The sequence below is a fragment of the Candidatus Thermoplasmatota archaeon genome (genome assembly GCA_035541015.1).
Taxonomy (GTDB): Archaea; Thermoplasmatota; SW-10-69-26; order JACQPN01; family JAIVGT01; genus DATLFM01.
The window spans coordinates 20549-31447 of sequence record DATLFM010000101.1 but is presented as its reverse complement, the minus strand read 5'-3'; the positions used below and the strand labels follow the sequence as shown (position 1 = coordinate 31447).

Annotated in this window: 12 protein-coding genes; 7 read left to right on the top strand and 5 right to left on the bottom strand. The window is 70.7% G+C overall.

Going from position 1 to position 10899, the window contains the following annotated elements; all coding sequences use genetic code 11:
* Positions 1 to 344: hypothetical protein (locus tag VM681_09925; protein HVL88301.1), on the top strand; the 344-nt coding region annotated here is incomplete at its 5' end.
* A 37-nt stretch (positions 345 to 381) separates the two neighbouring features.
* Here VM681_09925 and VM681_09920 read toward each other — a convergent pair.
* Complete coding sequence (locus VM681_09920) at positions 382 to 1227, bottom strand: hypothetical protein (GenBank protein HVL88300.1); 846 nt, start codon at positions 1225 to 1227, stop codon at positions 382 to 384.
* A 140-nt stretch (positions 1228 to 1367) separates the two neighbouring features.
* Here VM681_09920 and VM681_09915 point away from each other — a divergent pair, with 140 nt between their 5' ends.
* Complete coding sequence (locus VM681_09915) at positions 1368 to 2081, top strand: FAD-dependent oxidoreductase (GenBank protein ID HVL88299.1); 714 nt, start codon at positions 1368 to 1370, stop codon at positions 2079 to 2081.
* A 45-nt stretch (positions 2082 to 2126) separates the two neighbouring features.
* Complete coding sequence (locus VM681_09910) at positions 2127 to 3257, top strand: isocitrate/isopropylmalate dehydrogenase family protein (GenBank protein HVL88298.1); 1131 nt, start codon at positions 2127 to 2129, stop codon at positions 3255 to 3257.
* A 13-nt stretch (positions 3258 to 3270) separates the two neighbouring features.
* On the opposite strand, the gene VM681_09905 is transcribed toward VM681_09910, so the two are convergent.
* Positions 3271 to 4467, bottom strand: coding sequence for a class I SAM-dependent methyltransferase (locus VM681_09905; GenBank protein HVL88297.1), 1197 nt, complete (start codon positions 4465 to 4467; stop codon positions 3271 to 3273).
* Between the two features lie 117 nt (positions 4468 to 4584).
* On the opposite strand from VM681_09905, the gene VM681_09900 reads away from it, so the two are divergent.
* Complete coding sequence (locus tag VM681_09900) at positions 4585 to 5490, top strand: trypsin-like peptidase domain-containing protein (protein HVL88296.1); 906 nt, start codon at positions 4585 to 4587, stop codon at positions 5488 to 5490.
* A gap of 26 nt (positions 5491 to 5516) precedes the next feature.
* Here the strand turns inward: VM681_09900 and VM681_09895 are convergent, their stop codons facing one another.
* Positions 5517 to 5891: a VOC family protein gene (locus tag VM681_09895; protein HVL88295.1), complete on the bottom strand. Its 375-nt coding sequence runs from the start codon at positions 5889 to 5891 to the stop codon at positions 5517 to 5519.
* A 55-nt stretch (positions 5892 to 5946) separates the two neighbouring features.
* Here VM681_09895 and VM681_09890 point away from each other — a divergent pair, with 55 nt between their 5' ends.
* Together VM681_09890 and VM681_09885 are read left to right on the top strand one after the other, a co-directional pair.
* Positions 5947 to 7131 (top strand): 3-ketoacyl-CoA thiolase, encoded by a 1185-nt coding sequence (locus VM681_09890; protein HVL88294.1) that lies wholly within the window; start codon positions 5947 to 5949, stop codon positions 7129 to 7131.
* Positions 7128 to 7637: an OB-fold domain-containing protein gene (locus VM681_09885; protein HVL88293.1), complete on the top strand. Its 510-nt coding sequence runs from the start codon at positions 7128 to 7130 to the stop codon at positions 7635 to 7637. Before VM681_09890 ends, VM681_09885 begins: the two co-directional genes overlap by 4 nt.
* Positions 7638 to 7799: 162 nt before the next feature.
* Here VM681_09885 and VM681_09880 read toward each other — a convergent pair whose 3' ends face one another.
* The gene (locus VM681_09880; GenBank protein ID HVL88292.1) at positions 7800 to 8873 is read right to left on the bottom strand and encodes a M28 family peptidase; all 1074 of its coding nucleotides are present in this window, start codon (positions 8871 to 8873) and stop codon (positions 7800 to 7802) included.
* A gap of 56 nt (positions 8874 to 8929) precedes the next feature.
* Between VM681_09880 and dinB the strand changes: the two genes are divergently transcribed.
* Complete coding sequence (dinB, locus tag VM681_09875) at positions 8930 to 10069, top strand: DNA polymerase IV (protein ID HVL88291.1); 1140 nt, start codon at positions 8930 to 8932, stop codon at positions 10067 to 10069.
* On the opposite strand, the gene dph5 is transcribed toward dinB, so the two are convergent.
* Positions 10066 to 10863, bottom strand: coding sequence for a diphthine synthase (gene dph5, locus VM681_09870; protein ID HVL88290.1), 798 nt, complete (start codon positions 10861 to 10863; stop codon positions 10066 to 10068). The two genes, dinB and dph5, sit on opposite strands and share 4 nt — an antisense overlap.
* Between the last annotated feature and the right edge of the window lie 36 nt (positions 10864 to 10899).

Genomic DNA, 10899 nt, shown 5'->3' with positions numbered 1-10899 from the left:
CGATCAAGGGAGCCGGGGTTCCGGTGGTGGTGGCCGAAAGCTTCGCGCGCATCTTCTACCGGAACGCCATCAACATCGGCTTGCCCGTCCTCGAGGCGCGAGGTCTCAAAGGCGGGATCGCCACGGGCGACGTCGTCGAGGTCGACCTCGTCCGGGGCGAGGTGGTCAACCGCACAAGCGGCAAACGCTTCGCGGCGACGCCGCTTACGGACAAGGCGGTGGAGATCCTCGAGGCCGGCGGGCTTGTCAACATCGTCCGGCGGAAGCTTGGAGCCTCCGGATCCGGCGGGCGCAAGCACGAGGTGCAGAACCTGCCCGCGCACGCCAACCACAAGGAAGACTGAGCGCAAGGCCGGCGTGGGGGCCGGTTCCGGTTGCGCTTCAGAAGCGCTCCAGCAGCGACGGCATGCAGGCCTGCTCGTAGTCGGACTTGCGCATGTACGTCTCGTAGCCGTGGGCCCTCCACGGGCCCGGAAGATGCGTGTAGGCGTCCGCCACGCTTTGCACGTTGAGGTTCGAGAGGCACATGCGCGCGGTGCCGCGCACAAACGACAGGAGATCGACGTCGGCGCGACCCGCGTTGGGCGTCGCGTAGCAAAGGCCCGTCCGGTAGCTGCATACGCGGCTTGCCGAGGTGCCAATCTTCTCGTCGCCCGTGTGCCCGGCCGCAAGGCAATGCCCGAACTCGTGCAGCGCGAGGTTGCGCAGGCGCACGTCGAGGCGGTCCCCCGTCTTCGCGCCCGCTTGCAAGAGCATGACGGCGCAATGCGTCGCGCCATCGGCTTCCACAAGCTCCCCCCAAGGCAAGGGGAAGCCGTACCCCACCATGGCGGCGAAGGGGAGGGGGTCGCCGGCGAAGGCGGTCGTGACCACGATCCGGGCGCGGGAAAGGTCGTCTGCCGCCGCGTCGATTCCAAGCACCTTTGTCGTCCACGTCACACGCGTAAGCTGCGGGTGCGCGGTTTCGGCGCGCCGAAGCGACCAGTCCCAGTAGTCGATGGCCTCGCGGATGGCTTCCACGGCGCGTTCCACCGACTCAAGATCGGGACCCTCGTGGATCGATGCCTGGACGGCCGCCGGTGGCACGATCACCACGAGCATGCCGGTCGGATCGTCGTGGGACGGCTGGATGCGTGAGAGGTAGAATTCGTCCGGCGAGGGATTGCCTTGCGCCACGGCGTGCGCGGCGAGGATGGCCAGCGCCAAGACGATCCACCGCGTCCGCATGTTCCTCGCGGCGGGCAGGCGGCCGGTGGAGGCATAAAGGTTCTCTTGGCCCCGTCGCCGTTTCGCGCGGAACTTCGGGACGTCCTGTTCACGCGCGGACCCGCCGTTGGCCAACCTCGTCCTTAAGCCCGCGGGGGCCGATGCTGCGTGACGTGATCTTCCGCGGGCGCGTGCTCGAATCGCGCAAGCTCACGCCGAGCGTTCACGGAATCCGCGTGGAGAAACCGCCCGACTTCCGCTTCCGTCCCGTGCAGTTCGTGGGCCTCGAGATCGGGACGGAGGAGGGCCCGGTCGAGTACACCATGTCCATGGCCTCCTCGCCCACGCGGCCGCACATCGAGTTTGGCGCGCGCCTGTCCGCCAGCCCATGGAAGCGAGCCTTCGCCGCCCTTTCCCCGGGTGACGAGGTCGAGATCGACGGGCCCTACGGCCACTTCGTCCTGGACGAATCGCGCCCGGCGGTGCTCGTGGCCGGCGGCGTGGGCATCACGCCGCTGAAGGGCATGCTCGAATACGCGACGGATCGCGCGCTTGCTTTGCCCGTGACGCTCCTGTACAGCAACCGAACGCCCGAGGAGATCGCCTACCGAACGGAGATCGACGCGCTTGCCGCCGCAAACGCCCGCGCCCGCGTCGTCCACACGATCTCGCGTCCCTCGCCCGGCGACGGCTGGAAGGGTCGCACGGGCCGCATCGACGCGACGCTCCTTTCCCAGACGGCAAAGGACCAGCCGGGATCGAAGTGGTACCTGTGCGGCACGCCGTCGTTCGTCGGCGACACGTTCCGGGCGCTGCGGGACGCAGGCGTGCCCGCGGCCGACGTCCTGTACGAGCGGTTCATGGGCTACGCTTGAAGCGTGGCCCAAATCCTTTTGCGTCGCCGCCGGTTTCCCGGCCGCATGACGAAGGCCGCCTACGACGTGGTGCTGCTGCCCGGCGACGGCACGGGCCCCGAGGTCGTCGCGCAAGCCCGCCGGGTGCTCGAAGCCGCGCAGGAGCGGCACGGTCTCGCGCTTCGCTTCCAGGAGTTCCCCTGCGGCGCGCTCCACTACAAGAAGACGGGCCGCGAGTGGGAGCCCGAGGCCTTCGCCGCATGCAAGGCGTCCGACGGCATCCTCCTTGGCGCCGTCGGCTGGCCCGGGATCGACCTTCCCGACGGCAACATCGCCGGCTACAACGTCCTCTTCGGCCTTCGGTTCGGCCTCGACCTCTACGCAAACGTGCGCCCGACGAAGCTCTATCCCGGCGTGCGCCACGCGATCAGCGGCCAGCTGCAGAGCGTCTGGAAGCCCCAGAACGTCGATCTCGTTATCCTCCGCGAGAACACGGAGGGTCTTTACACGAACGCGCACGGCGCCCTCACGCGCGGCGGCGTGACGGAGGTCGCCATCGACAACAACGTCATCACGCGGAAGGGATGCGAGCGCGTGATCCGAAAGGCGTTCGAGCTCTCGCGCCGGCGCGGCCGCGGGGCGCCCAAGGACGGAAGGAAGCGCGTGACGTCCATCGACAAGGCAAACGTCCTGCGCGGAAGCCAGCTCTTCCGCCAGGTGTTCGACGAGGTCGGGCAATCCTCCTATCCGGACGTGGAGCGCGACTACGCCTTCGTGGACGCCTACTGCCAATGGCTCGTGCGCCAACCCGAGTACTACGACGTCTGCGTGGCCACGAACATGCTGGGCGACATCGTCACGGACCTCGCAAGCGTGCTGCAGGGCGGCATGGGCATGGCCGCGGGCGGCAACCTCGGCGACGCGCACGCCATGTTCGAGCCCATCCACGGCTCGAGCCCCAAACACGCGGGGAAGGACAGCGTGAACCCCATCGCCTGCATCCTCGCGGGCCAGATGATGCTCCAATGGATCGGGGAGCGATACGGGGACGACAAGGCTCTTGCGGCCGCAAGGACGATCGAGAGCGCCGTCGCAGCCGTCTGCGCCGAGGGCAAGGTCCTGACCTACGACCTCGGCGGCACGGCGCGGATGAGCGAGGTCGGATCCGAGATCGTCCGAAAGATGGCGACCGTCTGACCGACGCCGCCGGCTAGGGCGGCTTGCGCAACACCCACACCATTCCCTCGAAATGCCGCTCGGGCGCGAAGCCGGCCTTGGAGCACAATTCCAAGAGCTCGTCGTGCGCGCGCAAGCCGTGGAACCCGCGCACCGCCCGCTCGCAAAGCTCGTGGAAGAGAAGGTGGGCGGCCACCTCGTCGCGTTGCGCAAACCGCCGGGGCCGCTCCGGCCGCGGCGCGCTTGCGAGGAGGACCTCGCCGCCCGGCCGCAGCACGCGCGCGAGGTCGCGATACGCAAACGGCGCGACCTCCGGGGGAACGAAGGGGTCGGTGAGCGCCACGAGGACGCCGTCGAAGGAGCCGTCGTCGAAGGGCAGCGGCGCGCCGAAGCCGCGGTAGGGTCCAAGCGCCCACGCGTCCGGCGGCGCAATCGCAAGGTCGTATCCGCGGCCTGTCTCCTTTTCGAGCGCGGCCACGCGCGCTTCGATCACGTCCCGGTGCGCCGTCGTGACGTCGAGCGCGACGACCGAGGCGTCCGGGTGCGTGCGCAGGATCTGCTCGGTCCCGTCGCCGCGCCCGGCGCCCACGTCCAGAACGCGCTTCCCGTTCCAGGCGACGAACCGAAGCGAAAGCTCGCGAACGAATCGGGCCGAGGGCCCCCCGAGGACGCCCGCCCACAAGCCTTCGTAGGCGGGCGAGAAGTCGATGCGCGGACGGCCCGCGAGCGCCTCGGGCAGCGCCTCGAGGCACGCTCGATAGAACGCGGCCTCACCGGCGAACTCGCGCTCGAAGAACGCGCGCTCGCGCGCGCCAAGCGCCGGCGGCGACCGGCCCGTCGCGGCGTAGCGCCCGCCGTGCCGCGACAACGCGCCCATCTCCGCGAGCGCGTCGGCCCACGACGCGACGGCCGCCCGTGCCGCGTCGGCGCGCCACCCGAGTCGCGCCGCCACGCGCGAAGCGAGGTCGTCCACGTCGAAGGAATCGCCCGCAAGCGTCGCCAATCCGGTGCGGTTCGCGAACTCCCGAAGCTCGCCGGATTCCCATCGGGGCGCCAGGTGCAGGAAGGCTGCCGCGAGGAAGAGGTCGCGAACCGGCAGGCGCGCCATGGCCGCGAGCTCCTCCCGCGTGAAGTCGGGAAGCGCGCGGACGGCCTCGATGGGAAGCCCCGCCTCCCGCCACCAGCCGAGCATGCGGAGAAGATCGGCGATCGGCAAGGGCAGGCGCGCCATCGCGCGACGATTCCAGCGCCGGGCCTTGAGCCTGCCGCCCGACGCCCGCCCGCGTCGCGCGACCGGCTGGCCGCGCGGCCAGTCACGAAGCCCCCGCACGCCCCATTGGGTGATGGCATGCTCACCGCGCTCGAATCGGCCATCACGGGTGTCGTCGAGAAGGCCACGCCCGCTGTGGTTTCCATCGCCACGGTCCAGGTCGCCCGCGACGCCCGCCGCCGCCCGTTCCCCGTGGCGGGCGTGGGAAGCGGCGTGTGCATCGGCCGCGGGCTTGTCGTCACGAACCACCACGTGATCGACGGCGCCAAGAGCGCCCGCGTCGTCCTCTCCGACGGGCGGCGCGCCAAGGCGGCCTACGCCTTCGGCGACCGCGAGAGCGACCTTGCGCTCCTGCGCCTGCCCGACGGCGAGCCCGCCTCGCTTACGCTTGCCGACTCGGACGCGTTGCGCGTTGGGCAGATCGCCGTCGCCATCGGCAGCCCCTACGGCCTCCTCCTGTCCGGGCCCACGGTGACCGCGGGCGTCGTGTCGGCGCTGCATCGCAGCCTCGAGGGACCGCAGGGAACGATGGAGGACCTCATCCAGACGGACGCCGCCATCAATCCGGGCAACTCGGGCGGGCCGCTTCTCGACACGCAGGGGCGCGTGATCGGCGTCAACACGGCCGTGATCCCGTACGCGCAGGGCATCGGCTTTGCGATCCCCGCCAACTCGGTGCGTCGCGTCGTGGAGGAGCTTGTCGCCAACGGTCGCGTCGTGCGCCCGTGGATGGGCCTGCGCGCGGCCACGCCGCAGGAGGGCGAGGGCGCGGTCGTCGTGTCCGTGGAGCCGGGCTCGCCCGCGGAGGAGGCCATGCTCTCCGAGGGCGAGGTCGTGCGCGAGATGGACGGCGAGCCCGTCGAGAACGCGCCGGCGCTTGTCGCTCGCATCCGCAGCCGCCGCCCCGGCGACGTGGTGCGCCTGCGCGTGGAGGGCCGGCGCGGCGCGCGCACGGTGACGGCGCGGCTGGCCGAGAAATCCTAGTTACTGCGCAGTTGCGCAGTAAAACCTCATTCCTCAAACGGCCGCGGCCGCACTTCCTCGTAGATCGCGACTTCGTTGCCGCTTGGATCGGCAAACGTGTAGCAGGGACCCGGCGGGATCTCGAAGGGGCCCGAACGTGGCGACCAACCGCGCAAGCGAAGGTCGGAGACGGTCGCTTCCAGATCGGGCACCGCGTACACGGGCATGCAGGTGCCCGCGGGCCGGTGGTCGGCCAGGAGCACGAGGGGCCCTTCGCCGAAGCGGAAGGCGGCCACGTGCGCGCCGAAGCCCTCGAGGTTCCAGGCAAGCGGCGCGCGCAGCACGTCGCGGTAGTACGCGAGGTCGTCGGCGAAGCGGGAGCTTCCGACGTACAGGTACGCGAGGCGCCAGCCCGCGGTCATGCGGCGGGCAGGGAAGCGCGAACTGTTATATCCTCCGCGCCGTGATGCCGCTGGCATGCGCGACGTGGCCATCGTCGGCGGCGGCGTCACGAAGTTTGGCGTGCGGGCCGCCACGTGGAAGGAGCTCGTCCAGGAGGCGGGCAAGGCGACCTTCGAGGACGTGCCGGGCCTCGATCGGAAGGAGGTCGACTCGCTGTTCGTGGGCGCGGCCGAGCCCGAGCGCTTCGCGTTCCAAAGCCACGTCGCGCCCCTTGCCGCAGAACAGGTGGGCGTGAAGCCTTGGCGCATGATCCAGCGCGTCGAGCTCGCCTGCGCAAGCGGTCAGGCGGCGATCCGAAGCGCCTGGCTTGCCGTGGCCACGGGCCTCTCCGACGTCTCGCTCGTCCTTGGCGTCGAGAAGATGAACATCCCCAACCCGGCCGAGATCCAAAGCAGCATGGCCTGCGTGCTCGACCGCGAATGGGACGGCGTGCACGGCGCCTCGGCGCCCCCGTTCTTTGCGCTGTGCGCGCAGCGGCACATGCACGAGTACGGCACGACGCGCGACGACCTCACGCAGGTGCGCGTCAAGGCGGGCCGGTACGCGGCGACGAACCCCTACGCGCACTACCCGAAGGCCTTCGACAAGGCGAAGATCGAGTCGTCGGTCGAGATCGCCCCGCCGCTTCGGCTGCTCGACTGCAGCGGGATCACCGACGGCGCGGCCGGCGTCATCGTGACCACGGCCGAGCGCGCGAGGCGGCTGACAGACCGGCCGATGTACGTGTGGGGCGGCGCGCAGGCGGTGGAGGGCCACAACCTCGCGTCCTTCCCGAGCTACACCACGTGGGAGGCGGCGCGGCGGGCCTCGAAGGAGGCGCACGCGCTCACGGGGACCTCGCCGCGCGACGTGGACGTCGCGCAGATCCACGATTGCTTCACGATCAGCGAGATCATCCTCACGGAGGACCTCGGCTTTGCCGAGAAGGGCAAGGGCGCCGCGTTCATCCGGGACGGCCAGACGATGGTCGGCGGCGAGGTGGCCGTGAACACGGACGGCGGACTCTTGGGGCGCGGGCACCCCATCGGCGCGACGGGCGTCGCGCAGGCGGTCGAGCTTGTGCGCCAGTTCCAGGGCAAGGTTCCCCGCGAGCGCCAGGTGGAGGAGCCTCGCGTGGCGCTTGCGCACAACCTGTCCGGCTCGGCCAACGCGCACAGCATCCTGATCTACGGCGACGCGCCGAGGGGGGGCCTGACATGACCTCGGTCGTCCCGAACCCGGCCGCGGAGCTTCCGTACCTTCTCGACTTCTATCCGCTCCAGGGCGCCGAGCACACGCGCATCCACCCGTTCTTCGACAACCTTCGCGCGGGGAAGCTCACGACGACACGATGCAGGCGCTGCTTGGCGCTCCACTGGCAGCCGCGCGCCGTGTGCCCCGACTGCTCGTCGGAGGACCTCGAATGGGTGGAGCTTCCCTCCGAGGGCACGGTCTTTGCGCACACGGCTCTCCTCAAGGGAGCGCCCTACGGCATGGAGAGGGACATGCCGCTTACGATCGCCGTGGTCGAGCTTGCCGCCCAGCCCATCGGCTCCGCGGGGCCCAGCGGAACCGCCGGCTCCGCCAAGGCGCCCGGGCGCACGCTTCGGATCCTCTCGCGAATCGAGGGCGCCACCCACGAGCAGCTCCGCATCGGCCAACGGGTCCGTCTCCGGATCGTGAACCTTCCCGACGGGCGCGTATTCTACCGCTTCGCGCGGGCCTAGGTGCGGGCTTGGTGCCGGCCATGACGCTCGTTCTGGGCTTTGGCATGACGCTGTGATCGCCTACGGGGCGCCCGTGGGCGACGCGATCGTCGTGGGCGCAAACGTGGTGGGCGCGTCCTGCGCCGGGCCGCTCCTTGGGCTCTGGCTGCGGTTCCGCGCACCCTAGCGGGGATCGAGCGCGTCGGCTTGCAAGGCCTGCGCGAGCGTCCCGGCGGAGACGGCAAGGGCCGTCACGAAGCTTGCGCGCAGCATGTCGGGACCACCGGCCATGGCGGTGAGAGTCTCCATCGTGTCGGCCTGGTGCCAGAACGGGTAGGCGCCGACGGGCGTGTAGGGGACCGGAAACGGGTGCGGGACGGGCGTGGGGGCGCCGAGGTGGTCGAATTGGCTGGAGAAGTACAACGTGGGCACGCCTTCCTCGATCCAGTGCTCGTGGTCGGAGCCTCCGACGTCGTTGCCCGAGCCCCGCACGTAGAGGTCCTCCGGCACGGCGGCGGCCCGCGCCGCCTCGCGACCAAACGCGAAGAGGGTCTCGGAGTTCGTGATCGCCACGACGGGCGTTCGCACCGGCCACACGATGCCAAACATGTCGAAGTTGAGCATGGCGTGCACGCGCTCGACCGCGTGCGGGAAGCTTGCCGATCCGGGACGGATGGCGCGATGGATGGCCTCGCTTCCCTCCAGTCCCCACTCCTCGAGGTCGAAGAAGCAGAAGGCGACGGAGCGCGGCAGGTCCTGCCGGGCAAACGCGCGCGCCAGCTCGAGCACGATTCGCGTGCCGGCTCCGTTGTCGTAGGCGCCCTGGCTTGCGGCCGCAAGCGGGCTTGTGGCGCCCAGGCGGCGCTCGCCGGTGGTGATCGTGTCGAAGTGCGCGCCGACGATGATCCACGCGGTGGGCTCCACGAGTCCGATCGCAAGGCCGCACACGTTCTCGCCCGGCACGCGCGAGCCCTCGAAGCTCTGCCGCCACACGGCAAGCCCCGCCTCGGCCAGCGCGACCGCCAGCGCGTCGCGGGAACCCAGGTGGTCGGGCAGGTTGTGCTGCCGTTGCGGGAAGGCGTCCACGAACGCTTCGAGCTCCGCGACGAAACGGGCCCCGTCGAACGCGGGAACCGACAGCGGCCGGAGCAGGGCCGCCGGAGCCGCCGAATCCGGTGCTGGAGCATCCGCGGGCGCCACGCAGCCGGCCAAGGCGGCGGCAAGAAGGACGACGACGATGCCTGCGGCCCGGCTCATGGACGAACCCCGGTCGGTGGCAAACGATATAAGCGTTCTTGTGGGACTCTGCCGCCGTGCAAGGCGTCCGCCGAATCCTCCACGTCGATCTCGACGCTTTCTTCGCGTCCGTCGAGGTTCGCGAGCGGCCGGAGCTTTCGGGCCTTCCCGTGATCGTGGGCGCCGACCCCAAGCGCGGCGCGGGCCGCGGCGTCGTGACGACGGCAAGCTACGAGGCGCGCAAGTTTGGCGTCCGCAGCGCCATGCCCATCTCGCAGGCCTGGCGCCTGTGCCCGCAGGGCGTCTACGTTCCCCCGCGCCACGAGCTCTACGGAGCCGTGAGCGACCGCGTGTTCGACGTGCTGCGGGAGACCGGAGCCGTCGTCGAGGCGGCGTCGATCGACGAGGCCTACCTCGACGCGACGGGCGTCACGGCCGACCTTGCGGCCGCCGAGGACCTCGCGCGGAAGATCCAGCGCGAGATCGAGGCGCGGGAGAGGATCACGGCAAGCGTGGGCGTGGCGGCCTCGAAGCTCGTCGCCAAGATCGCCACGGACATGCGAAAGCCCCGCGGGCTCACCGTGGTGCCCGAAGGCGCGGAGGCCTCGTTCCTCGCCCCGCTTCCGGCGCGCAAGATTCCGGGCGTGGGCCCGAAGACGGAATCCGCCCTTGCGGCCATGGGCGTTCGCACCTGCGGCGAGCTCGCCCGCGTTGCCCCTGCCAAGCTTGCGGCCGCCTTTGGAAGCTTCGGCCCGCGCTTGGCCGAGCTTGCGCGCGGGATCGACCCGTCGCCCGTCGTGGCGGTGTGGGAGCGTAAGAGCCTGGGGTCCGAGACGACCTACGAGCGGGACGAATCCGATCCGGCGCGGTGGGGGCAGACGCTCGACGCGCTCTGCGACGAGATCGCGCAGGGCCTGCGGGACGAGCGGCTGCTTGCGCGCACGGTCACTCTCAAAGTGCGCTTGGCGGACTTCACGACGTTCACGCGCGCGCGCACGCTTACGCGGCCCACGGCCGAGGCCGGCGTCCTTCGAGCCGCGGCGCGGGACCTTCTTTCCGACGCGCTGTCGCCGCCGGCCACCGTGCGGCTCTTGGGCGTCCGGGCCACGCACCTCTCGGACGCCGCGCTGCGGCAGGCCACGCTCGACGAGTGGCCCGTCGACGTGGCCGAGTCGCCCTGGCGGCCCGTCGTGCGCGATCGCTCTTCGTGGTTCTAGGGGCCGGCCTTCGACCCATCCGGCCATCGGCACAGGACGCGCAAGGCTTCCGCCTCCAGCTCGTGGAGCGCCCCGGGAACGACGATCGCATGCAGCGGCGGTCCAAAGTCCATGTGGGCAAGCGACGCCGCCGGCCCGGCAAAGAGTCCCGGGTCGTCGCTCCCGGCCCGCGCGACGACGCACACGGTTCCTTCCGGCGACAGCGCCTGCTCCTTGCGACGAGCCTCCACGGAGAGAAGGAACCGCAACGCCTCGTCGGCGCGGAGGAAACGGCCTTCCCTGGCCTCGATGTCGAGGAGCACGAGCGTGTGCAGGCCGCGCGACCGGTTGGCCGCCACGACCTCGTAGGGGCTCTCGGGCTCGTAACCCGGTCGCGTGAAGGGGACCGTCGTGGCGCGCCCGAACTTGTAGCTTTGGAGGCCCAGAAGGCCCGCGGCCGTCGTGACGATGCTTGCCCCCGGCACGACGCGCGTCGGGATTCCCCGCCGCTGCGCGCGGATGCGAAGGTCCACGTGCGTCGTGGCCGCCATGGGGTCGCCCACCACGAGCAACGCGACCCTCCGCTCGCGCGCCGCCGCCAGGATCGCGGAACCGTCCTCCACCGCTTCGCGGTCCAGGCGAACGATCCGCCGGCCGTGGAAGGCTTCGAGCGCCGCGCGGTCCGCGCCTCCCAAGAAGCTCGTGTAGCCTTCGAGGAAGACCTCGTCGGCGCGCGCGATCGCCTCCCTGCCGCGCACGCTCACGTCCCGCGCGTCCCAGAGGCCCAACCCCACGAACACGAGCTCGCCGGCCAACGGCCCCCGAAGACGCGCGCGTCTTATAAGAAAGCC